Annotated in this window: 14 protein-coding genes; 7 read left to right on the forward strand and 7 right to left on the reverse strand. The window is 43.9% G+C overall.

Features of this window, described 5'->3' with window-relative positions; all coding sequences use genetic code 11:
• Positions 1-34: 34 nt before the first annotated feature.
• A complete protein-coding gene (locus tag FFR00_RS03690) occupies positions 35-5,422 on the reverse strand; it encodes a response regulator (RefSeq protein ID WP_161985082.1) in 5,388 nt (1,795 codons plus the stop codon).
• 281 nt (positions 5,423-5,703) lie between these two features.
• Here FFR00_RS03690 and FFR00_RS03695 point away from each other — a divergent pair, with 281 nt between their 5' ends.
• Complete coding sequence (locus tag FFR00_RS03695; protein WP_137672026.1) at positions 5,704-6,243, forward strand: HD domain-containing protein; 540 nt, start codon at positions 5,704-5,706, stop codon at positions 6,241-6,243.
• A gap of 55 nt (positions 6,244-6,298) precedes the next feature.
• Here the strand turns inward: FFR00_RS03695 and FFR00_RS03700 are convergent, their stop codons facing one another.
• From FFR00_RS03700 to FFR00_RS03710, 3 genes are all read right to left on the reverse strand, one after another.
• Entirely contained in the window at positions 6,299-9,142 is a 2,844-nt protein-coding gene (locus FFR00_RS03700; RefSeq protein WP_137672027.1) for a glycosyl hydrolase family 8, read from the reverse strand.
• Between the two features lie 368 nt (positions 9,143-9,510).
• Positions 9,511-12,060, reverse strand: coding sequence for a glycosyl hydrolase family 8 (locus FFR00_RS03705; RefSeq protein WP_137672028.1), 2,550 nt, complete (start codon positions 12,058-12,060; stop codon positions 9,511-9,513).
• A gap of 340 nt (positions 12,061-12,400) precedes the next feature.
• Positions 12,401-13,111, reverse strand: coding sequence for a pirin family protein (locus tag FFR00_RS03710; RefSeq protein WP_137672029.1), 711 nt, complete (start codon positions 13,109-13,111; stop codon positions 12,401-12,403).
• A 347-nt stretch (positions 13,112-13,458) separates the two neighbouring features.
• On the opposite strand from FFR00_RS03710, the gene rsgA reads away from it, so the two are divergent.
• The 5 genes from rsgA (at position 13,459) to FFR00_RS03735 (ending at position 19,836) form a co-directional block, all read left to right on the forward strand.
• Positions 13,459-14,511 carry a ribosome small subunit-dependent GTPase A gene (gene rsgA, locus FFR00_RS03715; protein WP_137672030.1) on the forward strand — a complete coding sequence of 351 codons (1,053 nt, stop codon included), beginning with the start codon at positions 13,459-13,461 and terminating at the stop codon, positions 14,509-14,511.
• 145 nt (positions 14,512-14,656) lie between these two features.
• Complete coding sequence (locus FFR00_RS03720; protein ID WP_137672031.1) at positions 14,657-16,069, forward strand: hypothetical protein; 1,413 nt, start codon at positions 14,657-14,659, stop codon at positions 16,067-16,069.
• Between the two features lie 759 nt (positions 16,070-16,828).
• Positions 16,829-18,007 carry a glycoside hydrolase family 11 protein gene (locus tag FFR00_RS21700; protein ID WP_161985083.1) on the forward strand — a complete coding sequence of 393 codons (1,179 nt, stop codon included), beginning with the start codon at positions 16,829-16,831 and terminating at the stop codon, positions 18,005-18,007.
• A 101-nt stretch (positions 18,008-18,108) separates the two neighbouring features.
• On the forward strand, positions 18,109-19,059 hold the full coding sequence (locus FFR00_RS03730; RefSeq protein WP_137672032.1) for a HEAT repeat domain-containing protein: 951 nt from the start codon (positions 18,109-18,111) through the stop codon (positions 19,057-19,059).
• Positions 19,060-19,116: 57 nt separating this feature from the next.
• Positions 19,117-19,836 carry a hypothetical protein gene (locus tag FFR00_RS03735; RefSeq protein WP_137672033.1) on the forward strand — a complete coding sequence of 240 codons (720 nt, stop codon included), beginning with the start codon at positions 19,117-19,119 and terminating at the stop codon, positions 19,834-19,836.
• 59 nt (positions 19,837-19,895) lie between these two features.
• Here the strand turns inward: FFR00_RS03735 and FFR00_RS03740 are convergent, their stop codons facing one another.
• Together FFR00_RS03740 and FFR00_RS03745 are read right to left on the reverse strand one after the other, a co-directional pair.
• A complete protein-coding gene (locus tag FFR00_RS03740; protein WP_137672034.1) occupies positions 19,896-19,991 on the reverse strand; it encodes a MetS family NSS transporter small subunit in 96 nt (31 codons plus the stop codon).
• A gap of 4 nt (positions 19,992-19,995) precedes the next feature.
• A complete protein-coding gene (locus FFR00_RS03745; RefSeq protein ID WP_137672035.1) occupies positions 19,996-21,477 on the reverse strand; it encodes a sodium-dependent transporter in 1,482 nt (493 codons plus the stop codon).
• Between the two features lie 649 nt (positions 21,478-22,126).
• Between FFR00_RS03745 and FFR00_RS03750 the strand changes: the two genes are divergently transcribed.
• The gene (locus FFR00_RS03750) at positions 22,127-23,035 is read left to right on the forward strand and encodes an SMP-30/gluconolactonase/LRE family protein (RefSeq protein WP_137672036.1); all 909 of its coding nucleotides are present in this window, start codon (positions 22,127-22,129) and stop codon (positions 23,033-23,035) included.
• A 51-nt stretch (positions 23,036-23,086) separates the two neighbouring features.
• Here FFR00_RS03750 and FFR00_RS03755 read toward each other — a convergent pair whose 3' ends face one another.
• Positions 23,087-23,503: a hypothetical protein gene (locus FFR00_RS03755; protein ID WP_137672037.1), complete on the reverse strand. Its 417-nt coding sequence runs from the start codon at positions 23,501-23,503 to the stop codon at positions 23,087-23,089.
• Positions 23,504-23,516 lie beyond the last annotated feature (13 nt).

Here is a 23,516-nt window from a genome sequence, read left to right on the forward strand (position 1 = left end):
CTTGCTGCACTATGTGTTGTTAAGATGATGTAAATCAACTCAAACTTTGTTGCAGAGCCGCTAACTTAACGGCAGCCTCTTCAAAGTCATATTCAGCCGCCGCTCGATTAATACTCACTAACTGTTTTTTTATCTGTTCGGGGAACGCTAACTCTACCAATTCATCAATCCGCTCAACCGCATCGGCGTCGCACTCTTCTAACTGAAAACTGAGCTGAGCAAACTCAGATTTAAGTTGTGCGATATTTTTATCGAACAATGAGCTATCGTCAGTGGCTGAAGGGCGGTTTGCATTAGGCAACAATAGAGCTATCTCCCCCAAAGCCAAATGCAGTTGGGTAGCAAGGTTAGCGAGCAATGTTTGAATGCGCTCAACGCTGTTTTCAAAACTATCCCCTAATTCGCCTTGCTTAATCGAGTTAGCTACAGCTTCCAACTCTGCGGCTGCATCTTGTAAGGCTAACGCACCAATATTCCCAGAGTTCCCCTTTAAGGTATGAACAAGTCGAGTGGCGAGCTCCCAATCTAACTCGCCAACGGCGACTTCAAATTCTTCGACAAATTGCTGCTGACTATTGCTAAATTTTGTTAGCAGCTTCAGATATAAGCCGCTATTACCATTACAGGTAGCTAGACCAGCGACTTGATTAATCAGTTCAGGGTTCAGGCTTTGGGCTACCGCCATGTCACTGGTTACAAGCTGATCACCGGAAACACCTGCCCCTTTAATACCAGACGCTTGAATCCACTGAGCCATAGTAGTGATCATGGTTTCTACATCAATCGGTTTACTAATGTAATCATTCATACCAGCGCTAATCACTTTTTCTCGGTCACCACTCATGGCGTTGGCGGTCATGGCAATCACCACTATTTCCAAATCAAATTCGCGGATCTTTTGAGTCGCAGAGTAACCATCCATTACTGGCATTTGAATATCCATCAATACCCCGTCGTAGCGATTAACACGCAGTTTATCTATCGCTATTTGGCCATTTTCAGCTAAGTCACAACTCACATCAATACTGTTAAGTAGCTCTAGGGCTAAGTCTTGATTCAGCTCGTTGTCTTCAACCAGTAACACATGGGCTCCACGCAGTTTACGCTTGGCGTCACTCAACTTATCACTGAGTTTTGCAACCGGTCTATACAACTCGATGTCTCGTCCGCTAATTCGCGCAATGGCGTTAAATACTTCCGAGGCGGTAATCGGTTTGGATAAATAAGCACTGACCCCGGCGTTTTCACTTTGTTGCTTGAACCGAGCGTGGTCATAGGCTGAAACAATAATGAAACCAATAGGATGGCTACCTGCTTCTTGGCGAATTGCTTCGCAAGTTGCGACTCCGTCCATATCAGGCATATTCCAATCAACAATCGCCACATCAAACAGCTCTGGTTGCTTCGCGACCAACTGTTGAGCTTCGGCTCCTGAGTGCACAACGCTGACAATTGGGCCAAAAGAAGAAACAATTGAAGCCATGATATCGGCGGCACTTTCATTATCATCTACCACCAATATTTGCATATCGCCTAATCTGCTAGCACCCAAGGCATTACGTAAACTAGGGCGACTATGGTTGAGCTGAAACCATGCGGTAAACACAAACTCAGTGCCCTCGCCTAACACGCTATTTATCCATATTTCGCCTTCCATTAGCTCAACCAAACGCTTGCAAATGGTTAAACCTAATCCGGTGCCACCATATTCTCGGGTGGTAGACGTATCCGCCTGAGTGAAAGATTGAAACAGCTTTAGTTGCTGCTCGGGTGAAATACCAATACCACTGTCTTTTACTGAAAACTGCAATTTGGCTTGGTCGCTTGCTTGCTCCAGTAATTTCACTGTAAATACAATCTCACCCTGATCAGTGAACTTAATCGCATTGCTGGCCAAGTTAGTAAAAATTTGCCCTAAACGAAGCGGGTCACCCATCAAATTATTAGGCACTTGGGGCTCAACCATAGTGACAACTTCAATGCCCTTTTCTTGCGCTTTAAGCTCAATTAAATTCAGTTGGTTTTGCAGAATATCTTGAATACAAATATCCAAGCTTTCCATGTCTAACTTGCCCGCTTCAATTTTTGAAAAATCGAGAATGTCATTGATAATGCCAAGTAACGAAGCCGCAGCATGTGATACTTTGTTTAAGTAACTGCGCGTTTTTCGGTCCAAGTCAGCATTTAGCGCGAGATGCGTCATGCCAATAATGGCGTTCATCGGCGTACGAATTTCGTGGCTCATATTGGCTAAAAAGTCAGACTTAGCGCGATTAGCATGATCAGCTTGGTCAATGGCGAGGGTTAGCTGAGTATTAAGCTCTTTAAGTTCACTAATGTCGTAACACCAAAATAATACCGCTTTGTGTTCTTTAAATTCGGTATTGAGATAATTGGCTAAGCCGGTAAAACGTGAACCATCGGTACGTTTAAAATCAATCTCCTGATTAACCACCGGTTCGCCTTTACTCAGCTGTTCATAACAAGCCTCTCGCTGAGACTTGTCATTGTAGATATCGCCAACATTAAAATTGTCTAAGTCTTCGGCTTCTACGCCAAACATGTCGCGAGCGGTTTTGTTGGAGAAAAAGGTCTGGTCATTGGCAACAATAGCCACGCCTATCGGTGCGGAGTTGAGCATGTCAAACAACAGTTGCTCGCGAGCTTGTAGTTTTAACTCAGCCTGCTCGCGCGCCTTAATATGGGTTGCTAGTCGGCGGTTCCAAAATAGCGTTAGTACCACCAATACTAACGCTCCTAACCCCACCTGCCACACCAAGCTATAGTCGATTTTCTCAACCACTTTATGCGGCGCCCATTTAGATACAACAGTGTCTTTTTGCTGCTGGGTGACTGCAGCAATGGCTTTACTCACAATGGACTGTAATAAAGGCTGGGTTTTAAGCACATATAAGGTAGAAGAGACATTTTTGTCAAAATCTCCTGCCACCGATAAATTGGCGTACCCACGGTGATGGATAATATAGTTAAGCACCAACACGGTATCTACCATGCCGTCAATTTCACCTTGCTCAACCAACTCAATGCCTTGCTCGGTATTATTGGGAAATATCCAATCTACATCTAAGTGGCGCTCCACAATCTCGTCGGTTTGTGAGGCGCCTTTAATTATGCCAATGGTTTTCCCTTCTAATTGGTTGAAGGAATCAATTAAATTTCCACCTTTACGCCCTACGTAACTCACCTCACTTTTGGTTATAGGTAAGGTAGCGGTGTAATCCAACTCTAAATGGGTATTGCCAAAAGCTGCCGAAGCCAGCAACACCTCGCGTTGATGAATCAAGTCTAACGACTGCTCCCAAGATTCAACCTCCACCGGCTCAAACACAATCCCGGTACTGGCAGAAATAAGCTGTAGGTAATCAGCAACAATACCAATGTACTGGCCGTCACTATCAAATGCTTCGTAAGGCAACGCTGCTGGGTCAACCGCTACTTTTACCAATGGATTTTCAAGTATCCATTGCTGCTCTGCTGCAGTTAAGTTAAGCAGTTGCCCAGATAAACCATGCCGTTCGTAGGCCAACCTCATATCGGCCAACTCCGATTCACTTAACATGGTGAATTGGCTTAAGTCTGGCACGCTGGCAGAGATAATCGCTTCTGGGGTATTGGTTTCGGTATAAAACGTAATATTACCCACTTTATCGGTGCTGCCGTTTTGTACCAAAAAGCTCTCTTTTGACAGGCGGCTAAGATTACTCACCTGCATAAAATCTACGCTTTGTAATTCACCATCTCGCTCTTGAAGCTGCAAGATGACCTGATTCGGTGAATCAGAACTGACGGTCACTCCTTGAATGTTTGAGTTTTTATAAAACACTCTAAGAATGTTTCTTAGCTGTTTGATATCGTTATTAAAAATGTAAGGTGCAACAACATCGGCGATGAGGTTACCCCGCTTTATCTGGTTGATGAAGCTAGACGCCATGTAAAGCTCAACCAGTTGCGCATAACTGTCGCTTTGTTTTAACCCACCAAGCGCTTGATTAAAAAAATCTCGTATACGCTCATCTCTAAACGCTACTTTATAGCCCACTTCAGACTGAACAAAAATATCGTGAAATTGGTAATCAACCACTAAGCCATTGGTAGATTCACCGTAACTAACCGCCCACTTAACCAACGCTTCATCGGCCACCAGAATATCGGCCTCTCCAGCAAAAAACTCAGCTAACGACTGCTCTTGAACCACATGTTCTCGATAACTAGAGGACGGCTTTTCTGAGTTATTGATTTGCGAGGAATACAAACGTTTTGAACCATCAAACCCCGTTACACTATATTCGCTAAGCTGGCTGGGGCGAGTCAGTTCCAAGTCATCGATAGCGCGGCTTACTGCCACATTGTTAAACACCACAATGTCATCGGAATAAAACAGCCCTTCAACTTCTTCAAGCACCCCTGCTGAAAAATCTAATGCTTGGTCTTCATTGAGGATTTCTTCGCCACGAAAGGTAGGCAACTGTTCAATATTACCTAACTGGTAACCCATTGAAGAAAACACCCGCCGAACTATTTCATACTCTAAGCCAGCTTCCGAGCTTTGGTCATACATGTACGGAGCACGCCCATAACCAAAGGCGCCATTCATAATATTTTGCGATGAGCTGTCCTTAAGCCATTGCCCTGAAATGCGATTGCGGGTTTTTATATCGATAGACTTAAGGGTTTTATCAATTACAGACAACAAAATAGGAGATTGCTTTGCTAAGCCTAGAGATATTGGGATGTTTTTACGCCCAGTGACCACGATGTTCTTTTTGATCTTGTTTAAACGCAGTTTATTTTTTAGATATAGCGAAGAACTCAGCTCGCCAATGGTAGCATCAACCTCCCCCTTCTCCACCGCTCGCAAACAATGTGACAACTCGGTATAAGATTTAAGTGTAATGGTGGGGTAACGCTGTTTTAACCAGGCGGTTTGCTCAAAACCTTCTACTACCGCTAAGGTTTTTCCCGATAACTCGTCCAAGGAGCCAAGCACCGGCGTATTGCTTTGGGTAAACAGATACTCGGTATGTAATAGGTAGGGTTCAGAAAAATTTACATAACTGGTTTTTTCTTGGTCAAAAAACATCATTGGAATAATGTCGAACCGCTGCTGCTTAAAGCCTTGCAACATCTCCAACCACGGTAAGCCGATTTGGTAGGTAAAGGTTAAGCCGCTTAGCTTGGCAATTTCGTTTAGGTAGTCACGTGAAATACCCTCATATTCACCCGCATCATTAACAAAGGCATAAGGGTAAAAGTTAACATCGGCCACCACAGAAATAGCCGATTGCTGGTCAATCCATTGCTGCTCTTCTTGACTAAAATTGAGCTCGTTTGCACTTGCCTGACCAAGCGCTAAAACAAACAAGGTAAGTGCAATCCTTAGCACTAAAATGCGGGTCCACATAAATAGCATCGTTCACCAATGTATATGTTTTATCACTAAATTAAACAGCCTAGATATCTGCTAGTAGGCAAAAAGAAAAGACTCATTTGCTATTAATGATAGTAGACCATGAAGTGAAAGCAGGTGATTTATGAGTGAGGGTTTTGACTTAGCTCCAGCTTTAAACACACTGAGGCATTTTGTCGTAAACAACCATAAAACTGTCATTTATGACTAAAGATATCCTCTGCTCTGCTCTGCTCATTATACTAAATCAAACTAATAACACGGCGAGCCAAACCATGAACATGTGCGCAGAGATAACACTTTTAGACGAAATATTAGCGCCCTATAAGACACAAATAGGCGAAGACTATTTGGCTTATAAAAACCATGTATTACGTATGCTTAACATTTGCTTTTACTTAGCCAATCCGGATCAACAACAGACCCAAAAACTGATTATTGCTGCGGCTTTTCACGATATAGGTTTGTGGACCAATAACACGGTGGATTATTTGCCGCCTTCTTTGATTCATGCAGAGCGTTACCTACAACAGCAAAACCTAGGCGAATGGTCGGAAGAGATTGCACTTATCATCGATCAGCACCATAAAGTGAGAGCGTTTACTGATCCTCGTTACCCGTTGGTAGAATACTTTCGACAGGCCGATTTAGTGGATTTTTCTTTAGGTCTTGTCAAACATGGGGTGCCAGTGAATTTTATAAAGCAACTTAAGCAAACATTGCCTAATCACGGCTTTCATAAAATGTTATTAAGACGCACTTGGCAGCGAATTAAACAACAACCATTTAGCCCTGCACCAATGATGAAGTGGTAAAAAAAGCATGGCTATACAGCTGCCATGCTTAACATCTAAAGCCTAAGGTTAAGGCTTAATTCACTGGAGTAAACTTAATCCAATTAAGGTTAAAGTTACCTTGAAGAATATTAATACGCAGAGTTTGGCTGCCACCGCTAATCACAACGTTATTGGTGGTTTGGCTTTGCCAGTTTTGCCACCCTCCCGTTGCGCTTACGCTGGTAATACCAACAATTTGCTGACCAGCCAACTCAAGGTTATAGCTACCGCCACCAGGGCTTGAAGCAACTCGAACATCAACAGTATAAGTGCCAGCGGCTAAATCTACGCTGTACTCTAACCATTCGCCCGCTGCCGTCCAACCTACGTTGTAACCGCCACCTACATCAGAGGTCATTTGCAAATCAACATCGTCACTACGGTAGCTGCCACCCGCATTGCCACTAGTGGTATCGTAGAACTGGGTGTAGTCCTCAGCTTGTACAAGCACTTCGCTTGGCGTGCTAGGATTACCGCCGCCAGTATCACCACCGGTGCTGCTACCGCTGTATAGCTTGTACCAATCAAGCAAGGTATCGTTTTGGCCTACATCGCTTTCCAATACAAACTTCAACGCGCTAGCATTGCTGGCTAAGCTGAAGGTGACTGTTTGCACTGTACGAGTAATACCACTAAAGGTAGCTGTAGCCACTTTTTGCGCGTCAGCATAAATGCTGATACCTGCAGCAGTGTTATTGCTTGAAGAGCCGTTGATCACCAAGCTATAGTCGCCAGCAGATAAATTACTGCTGTTTACCGTTACCGATTCAGAGTTTCCATAAAGGATTACGCCTGCATACGGCGAGGTAATAGGCTGACGATAAGAAGGTGAAATAACACCATCTTCAAATTGCGCCTGTTCAAGCAACTCACCATCAACCGGTGGATTAGTTGGGTTACCGCCACCATCGTTAGCGCTAACCGTAACGGTTACCGTGCCGTTAGCACTAGCTTGACCATCACTAATGGTGTAACCAAAGCTGTCGCTGCCAACAAAACCACCATTAGGCGTGTAACTCAGTGCATTGCCAACTTGGCTAACACTGCCGTTACCCGCTTGGGTATAGCTAGTCAGTGATAATGCATCACCATCGGCATCACTGTCGTTTTGCAATACTGAAATACTTACCGCAGTATCTTGAGTTGTTGAAGCACTATCGTTGTTGGCTGTTGGTGGGTTATTGCCACCAGATGGTGGAGGCGTCACCACGTCACATTCACCCGCAGGACAAATAATTCGGTAGTTACCACTTAACGCTAAGAAACCAAACATGTACAAGGTACCGTCGTAATAGCGGTATTTACCACTTGGTACCGGGGTATCCCAAAGCGCTTGAACAAATTCCCAAGAACGCTGATTGTCTGAGGCCAAACTCGCCACAGCATTCATCGATACTAAACCAGGAGAATGATCAGAGTTGTTTTCGTATGGTGTGCCATTTAGCTCATACAAGCTTGAGTAGGAGTCTATACCTTCACCCTTGAAGAAGCTCTGTAAAGCATTTACATAGGTGGTTTGCCATGGGTCATTCTGCCACCAAGCAAAGTCCATTGCGGCATTACCTACAGTGCGCCAAGCGTCGTATTGGAAAGTATCTTTCCAATGTTGAAAATCGCCATGTGGTGTGCCGTCAAAGTAAGCGTAATCAGGACTTAAGCCATTTGCCGGATTAACGGTAGACTTTAAGAAAGCTCGGCTGGTCACAGCTAAATCAGCCCAAAAACTGTTGTTGTTATCGGCCCAACGTGCCCATAGCTCATAAAAAGCGGGCAGGTGATAAGACGGATCAGTCCAGTTTCTGTCGGTAGGCGTGGCAGGAGAGAATACAATTTGTTTTTCAGCATGGTTAAACAAGCTGAACTCTTCTAACTGGCCTTGGTTGTTATAACGCGTCTCACCATTGCCATACATGTCTTTCAAGATCTGGTTAGCTTGTTCACGATAGTTAAAAATACCACTACCGTCACCCCATAAGTTTGAAGCAAAGAACAGCGCAGTTACAAAGTATTCTTCACCATCTGGCGCAGGGTTAGCATCTTGAATGTTTCCTGAAGTACTCACCTTCCAGGCAAAATAACCTTTGTTATTACCTGATTTATTGAGCGAGTAAGTGTGGGCCCACTTCCATAGTTTATTGAAATCATCTTGGCGACCCATTTGCACCGCCATCATCATCCCGTAAGACATACCTTCACTGCGTACGTCGTTATTACCCACATCCCAGATGTAAGCCATATCGTTACCTACTGGGATGAAAATGGCTTTATCGGCAGTATCACTACTATGGAATAGTTGGTCGTAAACAGCTTGAACTTTGGCATCTACTTCGGCAGCAGAGTATCCTAATTCTTGGAACATATTACGATACACGCCAGTGTCGTAGGCACCGGCACTTGGTAGCGCTGGCGCACCAGGAAGTGCCGCTATGTCACCCACTCGGTGTAACTCGTACCAATCTAAAAAGGTATCGTTACTGCCATTATCGGTTTCAAGCTTAAATTGTAAGGTTGAGTTAGTAGGTTGGCTATCAAGCTTAAAGGTAATGCTGTTAACTGATGCACTGGTTCCTGAAAACTCAGTCGCCCCTAGCTTTTTCCCATCCAAGTAAACACTGATGCCAGCGGCATTATTCGCACTGCTGGCTCCGCGAATATCTAGCCTAAACTGCCCAGGTACATTACTCAGTTGGGCTTGGGCTTCTACTCCATCGTTATTAGCATAAGCCGCAACGCCGTTAAATGGGCTGTCGATAGTTCCGGAGTAACCCGGCAATAAGCTGCCATTTTCTAACTCAAATTTTTGCAATAACTCGGCTGAGCAAAGCGGCGACAATAGCCCTAAGCTCAGCACCGTTAGCACTGTTTTGTTAAAGATCATTCCTTTTATCCTCATATCTTGTGTCTGCATAGTGAGCAAGTGCCAAAATATTATTTGGCTAAACCTGCTATTTAGCTCATCAGTTGGAAGAGCTAGCTGTTATTAGTTTTATATGCCGCACAGACCATAGCAGCGACTAAGAAACCGCCAAGAGAAAATGGCAACTAACGTTAGACACAAAAGAAAGATCGTACAAAAAACATCCGAAAGTGTGACCGACATTAACAAATTGTTAACGCTAACAATTAGCATTCCAAATCTAGAAGTAAGGATTTTAAGGTATTTTAAAGCGGTATTGTGTTAAATAAAAATAACAAGGGAGGCCGCGGCCTCCCTTTGTTTAATAACATAGTTGTTACAGCTTTATGTTAGTTACATACCGTACCATTCACGGTAACTAACTCTGCTGGCGTATTCACTACACCTTTGTTACCTTGCATTCCAAAGCTCACCGTTTGACCCGGTTGAATAGTAGAATTCCAAGATAATGAGCTAGCGGTGTACGCGTCAGTACCAACAAGTTGGGTATTCCAACTGTTGGTCACTGTTGAGCCGTTTGCATAAGCCCAGTTCACTTCCCAGCCATTAATTGCCGCGCTGCCATTGTTAGCAATTGTAATACTGGCAACAAAGCCACTATTCCATTCATTATCAATGCTATAGCTACAACTAGCGCCACTACCTGCACTCGTCACAGTAATGCTAGAGGTGAAACTATCGCTGCCACCATTAGCATCAGTTACCGTTAACTTTGCTTGGTAAGTTCCTGCGCTGGCGTAACTATGGCTAGCAGCTGCACCGGTTGAGCCATTGGTATCGCCAAAGTCCCAGCTAAAACTTAAGCTGTCATTGTCTACATCGTTAGAGCATGCAGCATCAAAACTCACAGTTTGGCCAACAGTTGCTGCTTCACTACTAACACTAAAACATGCGCTTGGCGGATTATTTACGCTAGAATCTTGCACCACAATTGTCACATTAGCGCTGGCGATTTCTTCGCCATCAGTAATAGTGTAACTAAAGCTATCTTCGCCAAAAAATTCACTATTAGGCGTGTAATTTAAGGTATCACCCACTTGGCTTACTGCACCATTATTTGGCTGAGTAAAGCTAGCAATGCTTAGGCTATCGCCGTCTAGGTCTCTATCATTGTTTAGCACCGCTACCGTTACTGGCGTATCCTGCTGGGTGCTTGCGCTATCGTTAACAGCCACTGGTGGGCGGTTACCCACTGGCGGAGGAGTTACCGCATCACACTCTCCTGCTGGGCAGATAATTTGGTAATTACCACTCAGTGCCAACATACCAAACATATACAAAGTGCCATCGTAATAACGCCATTTACCACTTGGTACTGGCGTATCCCATAGCGCTTGTACAAACTCCCAAGAGCGTTGGTTATCTGATGCCAAACTGGCCATCGCATTCATTGCCACCAAACCCGGTGAATGGTCAGAGTTGCCTTGATAAGGTGTGCCATTTAACTCATACAAGCTTGAGTAGGAATCAATACCTTCACCTTTAAAAAAGGTTTGTAAACTATTCACATAAGTGGTTTGCCATGGGTCATTGTTCCACCAAGCAAAGTCCATGGCCGCATTACCCACGGTGCGCCATGCATCGTATTGGAAGGTCACTTTATGCGCTTGAAACTCGCCATGTGGGCGACCATCAAAATAAGCATAATCAGGACTCAAGCCATTCTCTGCATTCACTGTGGTTTTTAGAAACGCGCGGCTAGTAAGCGCTAAGTCAGCCCAAAAGCTGTTGTTGTTATCCGCCCAACGCGCCCATAACTCGTAAAACGCAGGCAAGTGGTAAGAAGGGTCTGTCCAATTTCTATCGCTTGGCGTGGCAGGAGAAAATACAATTTGTTTGTCTTCATGGCTAAACAAACTGAACTCTTCTAACTGGCCTTGGTTGTTGTAGCGAGTTTGGCCGTTACCGTACATATCTTTTAAGATTTGGTTGGCTTGCTCACGGTAGTTGTAAATACCGCTTCCATCGCCCCAGCGATTAGAGGCAAAAAACAGCGCGGTAGCGAAGTATTCTTCACCATCTGGTGCAGGGTTGGCATCTTGCACATTACCCGCAGTACTCACTTTCCAGGCAAAGTAACCTTTGTTATTGCCTGATTTATTGAGTGAATAGGTATGGGCCCACTTCCATAATTTGTTGAAGTCTTCTTGACGGCCCATTTGTACCGCCATCATCATGCCGTAAGACATTCCTTCACTGCGCACATCGTTATTACCGACATCCCAGATATAGGCCATATCATTGCCAACTGGGATGAAAATAGCTTGATTGGTCGTATCGGTGCTGTGGAATAACTGGTCGTAAACCGCTTGTACTTTGGCATCCACTTCGGCTTTAGAATAGCCGAGTTCTTGGAACAAATTTCGGTAAATACCGCTCTCATAAGCGCCAGTATTTGGTAATACAGGAGCAGCAGGAAGCGACGCTATATCTCCAACACGGTGCAATTCAAACCAATCTAAATAGGTGTCATTGCTACCGTTATCGCTTTCTAACTTAAACTGTAAGGTTGATGAGCTGGTTTGTGCATCTAACTTGAAGTTGATACTGCTTACCGATGCGGCCGTACCCGAAAACTCGGTAGAGCCGAGTTTTTTGTCGCCCAAATACACACTAATACCTGCGGCATTATTGGCACTACTCGCCCCGCGAATATCGAGCCTAAACTGCCCTGGAACATTACTTAATTGAGCTTGAACCTCTACGCCATCGTTATTAGCATAAGCAGCAATACCATTAAATGGGCTATCGATGGCACTTGAGTAACCTGGCAGTAAGCTGCCATTTTCTAACTCAAATTTTTGTAAGACTTCAGCTGAGCTTAGTGGCGATATTAATGCAGCGCTCAACACAGCAAGTCCGTAAGGTTTAAAGATCATTCCTTTATCCTCAAAATAGTGGTTAACATGAGCGGTAAAAGCCTGCTAAAACGCGATAAGCGCCCCCACAAATACCCTCTCAAAAATGTAAGTAATTTTGCTGTTGTTAGATTTTTATGCAGCCAGAACCATAGCAGCTGAGCGACAAAGCCCAAGTTAAAATGTAATTTATCATTAGAGAGTGTGGGAAATTGTACACATTTGGATTGAAACTGTGAGCAAGCTTTCAAAAATGTGAGCGCTAACAAACCTCCGTAAACAACACTCCAAAGAGGTTTATGTGCATCGAATTACTATCGTCATGCTAACTAGCGTTAGCAAACTCATTCAGAGTGAGTGTTTATGCACTCGGCAAATCAAACCAAAGCGCTTCTAAAGAATAATTTTCTGTCGTGATAGTTAGCGCTTGCTCTCCTGATACCCCTACTCCATCACCAGGTCGAACCGTGTGGGCAGAACCAGAAAGCTGCTGCAAATTTGCCGCGCCACTTATTACCTGCAAATAACCACAGGCTTTCATCACTTCAAGCTCAAAAGATTGATCTGGTGCTAGCACCAAACGATAAAGGGCTGCGTCTTGCTGCATCACCAATGAGCCATCGCGGCCGTCTGGTGTCACTAACGCGGTAAGCATTGAATCTTGCTGGATAGTAGCCTGCTGATAACGGGGGGCTAATCCATTGTGTTGTGGCTTTATCCAAATTTGTAGAAACTCCAAGGCATCAGAGCTACTGGCATTGTATTCGGAGTGACTGACACCAGTGCCTGCGCTCATCACTTGAATGTCTCCAGCTGGCACCTGGTACTTATTACCCATACTATCGATATGCTCAACCGCACCTTTGGTAACGTAAGAGATAATTTCCATATCGCGATGTTGGTGAGTATCAAATCCTTTACCAGGCGCGACTTGGTCCTGGTTTATCACCCGTAGCACTGAATATCCCATATGCTGAGGATCATGATAATTAGCAAATGAAAAGCTGTGTTGGCTTTTAAGCCATCCCAAGTCTGCAGATCCACGCTCATGCGCAGCTCGAAAATAATGCATAGTTAACGCTACTCCTCTTTTGCCCGCAATATTCGCTAAGGCTTTGCTATTTATACGCATTTACCAACAAAAACGTTTTAAACAGCCTAAGTATTTTTGGTTCCTCTTTGCCTAGACCAGATTTATCTCAATCACTATTCAAGTAATTATGGGTGTAGCACTCATTTTTTGATATTATTTAAGCGATTTTTAGTCAATAGCGAGGATACAAAATGATTGTAATCAACACTCCACGGGCTCAGGAACAAGCGTAATAACTCTCTCCTGCTCAGCCCGGTAATCACCGGGGCGTAATAACGACCCCTATATTATTTTTACATAGCACCAGTGTGCTTGGGGTAATCTCAATGGGTAATTCTTTTTCTCTATCTCAACTTGGATGGAAACCCTTTTTTCAACAACAACTTACTTTAGACGAACTTGATTCGTGTATACCTGCTCGCGTATTTGAGCAACACCGCAGTGAATACGTGGTAGCAACTGAAACTGCCATGCAACGTATTAGCATTACACCTAACATGCCTAAGATGGCAGTGGGTGACTGGCTACTGTTAGATGAAAACAATGGCGAGCCTAGGTTTTGTAAACACTTAGATCCGGCGACCTTATTTAGTCGAAAGGCAGTAGGTACACGCGCTGAATTGCAGCTAATTGCCGCTAACGTAGATACGGTGTTTATTGTTTGTTCCTTAAACAACAACTTTAACCTAAGTCGTATAGAACGCTATTTAGCAATGGCTAACGACGCTAACGTTGACCCAGTAGTAGTGTTAAGTAAAGCCGATACTTGCAACGACGTACCGCACTATGTTCAACAGGTACAACTGTTAGACCCCATGTTACTGGTTGAAGCAGTAAATGCGCTTGATACTCAAGACGTTGCCAAACTAGAGCCCTGGTGTAAACAAGGCCAAACAGTGGCGTTTATGGGATCTTCTGGTGTTGGTAAATCAACCTTAATCAATACCCTGTTAGGTGAGCAAAGCAGTGAAACCGCAGCCATTAGAGAAGCTGATAGTAAAGGTCGTCACACCACTACTGCTCGCGCTATGCATTTAATGACCAAAGGCGGATTATTGCTAGATACACCGGGCATGCGAGAGTTACAACTTAGCGATTGTGAAGAGGGGGTAAACGCCACCTTTAATGACATCACTGAATTAGCTCAACAGTGCAAGTTTGGTGATTGCCAACACAACAGCGAACCTGGCTGCCAAGTTAGGCTGGCGATTAACAAGGGTGAATTAGAAGAGCGCCGACTGATTAATTATCAAAAGCTAATGCGCGAACAGCAGTTTAACGCCGCTAGCATTGCTGAAAGGCGATTTGCCGATAAAGAACTAGGAAAGTTCTACCGACGAGTTCAAAACAGTAGCAAGCAGTTTAAACAGGGCGGTTAACCCAACCAAAGCGATAGCAGCTTGCTATCGCTTTTTCTTGATACAAATATAAATAACCCTATTAAAACTGTGCTTTAACGCTGATTTTTTCTTTTTGCTGTTAGCTAAAATTAGCTAATATTCAATGCGCTAAAGGGGTTAGCCTATGAAACGAGTATTACTCAGTGTCTGTTTGTTGGCGGGAGGAAATGCCCAAGCAGCGAATAACGCCATTCCTTCGCCGCAACGTTGGTTAGACAGTGTTGAAAACGAACTTGCACCCTTTTGGCTTCATCAAGATGCTGCTGGTGAGCCCATGGGCAACTTCCCTACCTTTCGCTGTAACGACGGATCTTTGTATCAAGCTGTAGATCCTTGCAACGATTTAGCCTTTGCACCCGATTGGATGAAACCTCATCTCGCTGAAAGCTACACGCGAATGCAAGCGCGACATACTTTTGTATATGGCGTTATTTTTCACTTAACCGGCGATAAACAAGCCTTAGAGCTGGCTAAAGCAGGCGTAGATTATTTACGCAATCATTTACTCGAAGAGCAAGGCTCGGTGGTTAGCGTAACTGAAAACGGCCAATCTAAATTCTCTGCCAAGCAGCGTACCACCCAAGATTTAGCCTATGCCCAGCTTGGTATGGCCTTTTATTATTACTTAAGTGGCGACACACAGGTGCTTGCCGATTTACTTAAAGTTAAGGATTATATTTTTAAACAATACTGGGATGAGCAAGCTCAACGACTTCGCTGGGTAAACGCGCCGTCTAATAATGGCAGTGGTGAAGAGATAGAGTTAGTGGCTCAATTGGATCAAATCAATGCGTATATGTTGCTGATTGCTCCACTGTTACCAGAGCCACACAAAAGCCAATGGGATGCTGATTTAGGTAAACTGTTAGACACCATAATGAGTCAGTTTTTACGCCCTCAAGATCATCGATTTTGGGGGACTAAACACGGTGCAGATTACCAACTCGACTCCTCTCGCCATAACGATTATGGGCACACCGCTAAATCGTGGTGGATGAGTTGGCTAGCCGCTGAGTATTTAGGTAAACAGCAACTTGCCAAACTAAGCCAACAAGGCTTACAAGACACCTTAGCCGCAGCGTTTATTGAGCAAGGCGACGGCGGTTGGCGGCGGCTCCCTAATGGCGCGCCCGCTATCTGGTGGGAATATGCTGAACTCGACCAATCGGCAGCCAGTTTAGCCTTGGTAGACCCCAATGCTCAGCAGTATTTAGTTAGCACTTATCCGCAATGGTTTGACCGTTTTGTTGCCAAAGATGGTGGCACCTACCCGGTGGCTAATCAAGGGCTGAAAATACATCTTTGGAAAAGTGATTATCACGCGTTGGAGCACGCATTAGTCGCCTACCTCACCAGCGCCCAACTGAGCGGAGAAAGTGCTCGTTTATACTTTGCCATGCCCGCCGACCAAGCTGTATTGCGCCAGCCTTATTTCTATTATGCCAAAGAGAGTAAAGCTGAAGCGTTAAAGAGCTGGCAAGGCTTAGCCATTAGCCAAGTCACGTATAAAAATATAGGAATTAAACAGGCTAAATAGCCAATAAATCAAAAGCCGAGCAAATTCTGCTCGGCGAATACTGTCTGAACTTAGGCATTTAAGTGGCCACTTAGACACTCATGTTTTTTCACTCCCAATTATGCAAAACCTTCATTAAACACATTATTATCACTAAAGTGAAAAATTGTTAATCCATGCGAAATTTTGCACATTATTTTCTCTCTCTATTGCCCTTCACTTTTAATATTGATTAGCTAAAGCCCCGATATGAGCGGTCAATGAATCAAAACTTCATCTTTAAAACATCATAACTCAATAATAGTAATCCTCGCTTTTTCGTGAAGCAGATCGAAGTTTAATCCCGCCCTACCCGCTTTGTTCAAGTTAAAGCTCCACCCATAGGCTTGACCCATTCAAGTCTCAGGGCTTTAATCTGCAAGCGTTTAAAAATCACTCACATCAAGAGTGAGCTTGGACTTTAATTACCTAAACCAAAATATTTGGGCCTAAAATCAAGCAAAAATGTTAGCGCTAACAAAACACATGAAGTGAATAGTGTAAACAATGACTAAATAATGTCTCACCGCAAACGGTGAGCTGGACAGCCACAAGTAGCGTAACTACGAAATAAAGCGGTGTTCGCAGCTGTATTACTTCACCTAAAGGGGGAGGAGGCTCAATCCAATTTAGTTAAACACTAAATCGAAGCGTTGTAGATAAACCAGCGCCTCTAAAAACATGGATGAGCGAAGCCTTGTAGTTCTTCGATTCATTTGGGCAATCCCAAGAGGAATAACAATGAATACAACCATAGCGTCAACCTTGCACCACGCCGCAAAAGAAGTGCTAAGTATAAAAGGCCTAGTAACAACAATTGCTTGCGCCGCCATCATTTCAGTGTCACCGGTTCAAGCACAAACACTAACGAGCAACCAAACCGGTTACCACAATGGTTACTTCTATTCATTTTGGTCAGAAAACAATGGCAGTAATGAAGCCTCGTTCACTCTAGGTAACGGCGGTAATTATTCATCACGCTGGTCGAATGTAAAAAACTGGGTTGGCGGAAAAGGTTGGAAGCCAGGCGGTCGCAAAAATGTGACTTATTCGGGCAGCTACCAAGCCAATGGCACCAGTTACTTAGCATTATATGGCTGGACGCGTAACCCACTAGTTGAATACTACGTAGTGGAAAACTGGATTGGTTATAACCCTAGCACTGGCGCTCAAAATCTAGGCACCGTAACCACCGATGGTGGCACCTACGATTTATATCGCACTCAGCGAGTTAATAAACCCTCTATTGTTGGCAATGCAACCTTCTATCAGTACTGGAGTATTCGCCGTAACAAACGCTCAAGCGGAACCATTACCACCGGCAATCACTTTGATGCCTGGGGTCGTAGTGGCCTCCAGCTAGGCAGCTTTGACTACATGGTAATGGGTACCGAGGGTTACCAAAGCAGCGGTAGTTCAAATATCACCGTTGGCGAAAGCGGCAGCGGTGATAACGGTGGTGGTGACAATGGCGGTGGCAACGGTTCTACTGTTACCCCTCCTAATTACGCAGTTAAGTTACAAGCTAAACACAGTAAAAAATGTTTAGACGTGGCGGGTGTAAGTAACAACAACGGCGCGAATATTCAGCAATATGATTGTGGCGGCGGCAACAACCAAAAATGGCGTTTCTTCAGTCAAGGTGGTGGTTGGTACACTGTTCAAGCCCAGCATAGCAGCAAGTGTTTAGACGTGGCGGGACCTTCTACTAACAATGGAGCCAACATTCATCAATATGCCTGTCATAACGGCGGTAACCAACAATTCAAACTGTACGATCAGGGCGGTGGTTGGTTCACTATGCAAGCTAAACACAGCAGCAAATGCATTGAAGTAGGTAGCTCCAACCAAAACAATGGCGCTAACGTAAACCAGTACAATTGTCACAATGCCAGTAATCAGCAGTTTAAATTCAACTAAACTCGGCGAGTTAGCATGACTCAAAGAAACGGCCTATGGCCGTTTCTTTATTAATGTTTATTAAGCATTTCACAAACAAGCAAAATAATAAGGCGTGCTGAATGCGCTTACTAAAAACAGCAGTATTAATCATCCCTAGCACTGTTCTCACCTTGGTACTTTTTTTAAGTCCCGCAAAACACACCGGCTGTAACAGAGAGGTCGAACAAGACATCAGCGAACTGGAAGATGACCTAAAACAGCTGCGTCAAAAACTACACCTAGCGGAAGTCCAATTACAACAAGTTAGCCATTCACCGCAGCAAGCAGAGCTTTTACTTACCCACTGTGAGCCAACTACTGGCAATATTACCGTCCAGGCAAACCTACCAAGCAATGCCCAACCAAACGCTGCACAAACAGATAAGGCCGCTATTGGTATAAAGACTAATGCCACAAGCAACCAAGCGGCCAGCGATACGGTTGCTGCCTTACGCCAGCTCGCAAGTAATAGCCCGTTTGACGTAGAAGAGCAAATAAACACCTTGCTGCTTAGCGAACATCCCAATGATCAGGCTGCGCTCTCTCGCATCATTTATGAATGGCGCCAAGAGCCACAAAGCTTGCCTGACTATTTAGTTTCTGCCATTTACGACAACGGACATGACGATAATCTTCGTAGAATAAGTGCTCAAGTATTAGCCCAACGTGGTGACTATAGTTTGCTTGAAGACTACGTAGCCGAGCAATCAGAAGCCATTAACAGCAACCAAGATCAACAGCGAAGCCAAGCCTTATATGCCCTTTCACAAACCAATAATTATTTGGCTGTACCGTTAATCCACCCCTTACTTAACGATCCTAACGCATCGATTAGAGCCGATGCCTTAATGGCCTTACGAGCTACGGGTAATGGTTCTCATGTGGCGTTTGCCCAAGAGTTGGTGGGTGATAGTAATCAACAAATAAGCGCGTTAGCCAAAGAAGTGGTGAACCTACTTAATCAGCTACCAGAAGATGCAAGACAACGAGTCAGCCAAGATGATATTAAACAAAACACTCCGGACTTATAGTGCACAAAGCGCACACTTTGCGTCACTTTTAACGGTTAGTTAATTCAACTAGCCAAGATGAGTTCTTTATCTCGTCGGCTACTATATATTGCGCCACCTTTTGCCAACGTGACTACATTTGCCGCCATGAATGCCCCCTTATACCTTGCTCTCTTTGCTTGCTTTACTTTATGGGCCTGCACACTAAATGCTGAAGAGCGCCAAAGCGCTAGCGAAAAACATATTGAAGATCCCACTCAAATTGTAACGCGCGCAGGCGTGGGTTATGACGGAGAGCTTACCGTTAATGCCTCAATAGGTTTAGACGATAGCCGCATGTTACGCGGTAAAGTGAATGCTAGCGGTGACGATTGGTACTTAGGAGGATCGTGGTTATTTGAAAAAGGCATTGTTAATTTATATGTAGACGGCAATACCGATCGCATTAGTTACAATTTGGGCACCTATGTGCCGTTATCAGAGTTTGGTGTGAATACCGGAAAATGGATGGTTTTTCCAACGGGCGGAGTGTCGGTGATTGATCCTAAAAACACCAGTGAGCTCAACTATGGTGGTTATCTTGGTGGTTTTGCCATTCGTCCCTTTAATGAACAATGGTCGCTAGTATCGTGGTTAGGTACAACGGTCGCATCTAATAATTATCAATCAATTTGGGGTGGCATTGGTGCAAGCTATCGCATCAACCGAGAACAAAGTATTCGTGGAAATGTCAATTTATCCAACGACGATTATGGCCATAACACCACTTCAAGCATTTCTTATACTTATCAGTTTTAAGCCACAAAAAAGCCAAGCGAGGTTGCTTGGCTTTTTGTTTCAAAGTGTTGTGTTTAGTCTTACTTGGCCTTCATAGCTCTAGCGATACAAAAAGCCGCCCCACCCCAAGTAAACCCTAAACCAACAACCATCATAATAATTGCACTTAGTTCCATGTTATTACTCCTGTGTTGCTGGTGCAGTAGGTAGTTTTCTTACTATGATAGATAGCACTACCATAATCGCAACGAGCCCCCAACCAAAGGTCATTAAATCAAATTGATTGTAGCCACCATAGCCTTCTGATATCAAAGAGATAAAGTTGGTCACTAAAATAACCAACAAAATGGCCGGGCTAACAAAACGTAAACACACATTAAACCAAGCCCCAATACGGAACTCTGAGCGTTGATTACTGTATTCACGTAAATCGGGTAACCCTTTCAGCATCCAACCCACTATGATGAGCTCAAGGAAACAACTACCAAGAATACCCACGTTATTCATGAAGTAGTCAACCACATCTAATAACAATAAGCCGCCATTGGTAGTAAAGGCTAAAGAAACAAATAGGGCTACGCCGCATACTGCTGTAGCCGCCTTTTTACGGCCACAACCAAACTTGTCAATTACCGACGATGTTACCGCTTCAATAATAGAAATCATTGAGCTTAAACCCGCTACCGTTAGGGCTAAGAAAAATAATGGCCCTAAGATATAAGGAGCAGGCAAGAGATTAATAGCAGTAGGAATAGTAACAAAAGCTAAGCCTACGCCAGCTTTTACCACTTCGGTAATAGCAACACCTTGCTGATCAGCCATGTAACCCAAAATACCGAAAATCATGATGCCAGCCATAATCGAGAAACCGCAGTTAATTAACACGGTCATGAAGGCGTTATTGGCAATATCGGAATCTTTTGGCAGGTAACTAGAGTAAGCCAGCATAATGGCAAACCCGACACTTAGGGTGAAAAAGATTTGCCCGTAAGCGGCAGACCACACCGATGCGTCTAAGATTTTGCTAAAATCAGGTTTAAATAGGTAGTTCAAACCTTCTACCGCTCCAGGTAAAAAGGCCATTCGAACAATTAATCCCAACACCATAACAAATAGCAAAGGCATCATTATTTTGCTGGCGCGCTCAATACCACCTTTAACCCCGGTAAATACCGCTGAATAGGTAATTAGCCAAGCAATCACTACCGGGACTAAAATATGCAGCTGAACACTCCCCAAATTGCTAGGGCTGTTGTCGCCCAACTTTAGGTATTCGCTAAAGAAGAAGGTATTGGGATCTGCACCCCAGCTTTGGGTAAATGAAAATCCAAGATAAGAAATAGACCAACCAATTACGGCAACGTAATACACCGCAATCGCAAACGCGATAAATACTTGAAACCAACCCAACCACTCTAATCTTCGCCCTAGTTTTGCAAACACTTGAGGGGCTGCACCACGCATTTTATGGCCAAGGCTGAACTCCATGATCATAAATGGAATGCCCGCCGATAACATAGCGAACAGATAAGGAATAAAAAATGCCCCACCGCCGTTCTCATACGCCATATAAGGGAAGCGCCAAATGTTGCCTAATCCAATTGCTGAACCCACGGCGGCCATAATAAAGCCAACCCGGGAGCCCCACTGCTCTCTTTGCATAATTATCTCCTCAATACCTTCAGGGGAGAGTAAAACTTAGGCACTCAACATACCGCTCTACTTTCCTTGTACAAAATACTCTTTACATCTAGCTATTCGGAATTTAACAGCACCGATAACTAATAGAGAACAATGCTACAAAACAAAGAACTAACAAAATAGAGCAACCCACAGGCACATTGATTTAAATCATTAATTTTATTTGGTTTTTTCACTAACAAGTCAAACAAAAAACAGCATTTAACTTTGCCAAAAACGAATACAAAAGAGTTAATAACCACGTATAAACCAAAGAGCAAACACTACCTCTACCAAGAAAATAAAATACAAACAAATACTCTACCCGCCCATCCGTATTTAGCTTAATCCTCCAAACTGATTTCACATCCTCATGTAAATCCAAAACAAACAACTTTTAAGCGATACATTCAGCGATGAAGATAATGTTGCTTTGTCTGTAACGCTAACCATAAACAAACCAGCACGGTCTCCTTCCTTAGAAATGCTCTTTACGCCCAACTCTAACTCGCAAAAATGTAGAAAACTGATGAAACAAATCATCCCCTAATTAAGAAGTGTTACCATCGCTAACAAACGACTTGAATGAGAAAATGCTCGCTTATAAGGGCATTTAGTATAGGACATAACGATGAACAGTAACCCCAAGGTAGAATGTATCTGGCCAGCTCAAGCCCGTTTAGGTGAAGGGGTTATCTGGATTGAGCAAGAACAAGCCTTGTATTGGGTCGACATATTAAAAGAAAGCCTACACCGTTTTCATCCAGCCAGCGGCCAACAGCAAACCTGGTCACAAAAACCGATGATTAGCGCTATTTTGCCCACTCAAATACCGGGTGAACAGAGTACTTTTGTCGCCACTTATGCCGACGGCATAAAGCTGCTAAGCAATAACATCAGCTACCCGTTAATCGACCCAGAACCTCAGCTACCTAATAATCGCCTTAATGATGCTTGGGTAGCGCCAAACGGCGACCTTTGGTTAGGTTCAATGGATTGCCAACTCAAACAAGATTCAGGCTCGTTTTACCGCTTAAGTCCAGATCTCAAACTAAGCTCGCTGGCTGGCAAGTATTGGGTGACCAATGGTCCAACGTTTAGCCCTTCTCAAGCTTATGGCTACTTTGTAGACACTGAAAATTTCTGCATCTTACGCAGTAAACTGGCTGAAGATGGTAGTCTCATTAAATTGGAAAACTGGCTAGAAATAGATCGCAGCTTTGGTAACCCCGATGGCATCACCATCGATGCCGAACAGCATATTTGGGTGGCTCACTACAATGGCGCACAAGTAAGCCGTTATACGCCAGAAGGAAAACTCGAACGACAAATAGCGATTCCAGCACTTAATGTGACCAAGTGTGCTTTTGGCGGCCCCGATTTAAGCACACTCTATATAGTAACCGCTAGCGAAGGCATGAGTGAGCAACAACTCCGAGACTACCCGCTAAGTGGCGGTGTATTTGCTGTTGAGCTTGAAGATGTAAGCGGAGTGGCTACGCCGACCTTTGCCATGACAAGTTGGCCTAGCGATCTATAAATTATAAGGCTGAGGCAAAGGCGTCAGCCCATTTAATAAGGTAAAGAATAATTAGATATTTTCGCAATCTTTATAATTTTTTAGTTTACCCACGAAACCGTTTTTCCCTTCGAGATTAACTAACAAGCCAAATCCGTATTTAAGTGCCTCGTTTTCATCTTCACAGACTTCTCTAAGAGCCAATTTTGTAATAGTTGAAGCTGCTTGTGGGCTCCACTCAATACGGTTATTAGTTATATTAAACTCGTAAACTATTACATCGCTCGATAGATAGCAGCCACCCTCTAGATCGTTATCCTTATAACGAACCAAAGAACAGCTATCAACAATCTTCTGACGGATAGTTTCTTTATGTGGAGCATTCAATTCCGTGTGGTAAGTAGCAACAACTTCTTCCACTGTAGGCCCTGTCATTGCACAACCGTTCAAACCAAGTACCGCAACAACACAAAAAATTACATTTTTCATACTTCATCCCTGA

The organism is Agarivorans sp. Toyoura001 (assembly GCF_005405585.1).
Classification (GTDB): domain Bacteria; phylum Pseudomonadota; class Gammaproteobacteria; order Enterobacterales; family Celerinatantimonadaceae; genus Agarivorans.

Coding starts and splice junctions, on each gene's coding strand:
- FFR00_RS21700 (WP_161985083.1), top strand. CDS start 16,829: ATGAATACAACCATAGCGTCAACCTTGCACCACGCCGCAAAAGAAGTG.
- FFR00_RS03690 (WP_161985082.1), bottom strand. CDS start 5,422: ATGTGGACCCGCATTTTAGTGCTAAGGATTGCACTTACCTTGTTTGTT.
- FFR00_RS03755 (WP_137672037.1), bottom strand. CDS start 23,503: ATGAAAAATGTAATTTTTTGTGTTGTTGCGGTACTTGGTTTGAACGGT.
- FFR00_RS03730 (WP_137672032.1), top strand. CDS start 18,109: ATGCGCTTACTAAAAACAGCAGTATTAATCATCCCTAGCACTGTTCTC.
- FFR00_RS03735 (WP_137672033.1), top strand. CDS start 19,117: ATGAGTTCTTTATCTCGTCGGCTACTATATATTGCGCCACCTTTTGCC.
- rsgA (WP_137672030.1), top strand. CDS start 13,459: ATGGGTAATTCTTTTTCTCTATCTCAACTTGGATGGAAACCCTTTTTT.
- FFR00_RS03710 (WP_137672029.1), bottom strand. CDS start 13,111: ATGCATTATTTTCGAGCTGCGCATGAGCGTGGATCTGCAGACTTGGGA.
- FFR00_RS03705 (WP_137672028.1), bottom strand. CDS start 12,060: ATGATCTTTAAACCTTACGGACTTGCTGTGTTGAGCGCTGCATTAATA.
- FFR00_RS03745 (WP_137672035.1), bottom strand. CDS start 21,477: ATGCAAAGAGAGCAGTGGGGCTCCCGGGTTGGCTTTATTATGGCCGCC.
- FFR00_RS03750 (WP_137672036.1), top strand. CDS start 22,127: ATGAACAGTAACCCCAAGGTAGAATGTATCTGGCCAGCTCAAGCCCGT.
- FFR00_RS03700 (WP_137672027.1), bottom strand. CDS start 9,142: ATGATCTTTAACAAAACAGTGCTAACGGTGCTGAGCTTAGGGCTATTG.
- FFR00_RS03740 (WP_137672034.1), bottom strand. CDS start 19,991: ATGGAACTAAGTGCAATTATTATGATGGTTGTTGGTTTAGGGTTTACT.
- FFR00_RS03695 (WP_137672026.1), top strand. CDS start 5,704: ATGAACATGTGCGCAGAGATAACACTTTTAGACGAAATATTAGCGCCC.
- FFR00_RS03720 (WP_137672031.1), top strand. CDS start 14,657: ATGAAACGAGTATTACTCAGTGTCTGTTTGTTGGCGGGAGGAAATGCC.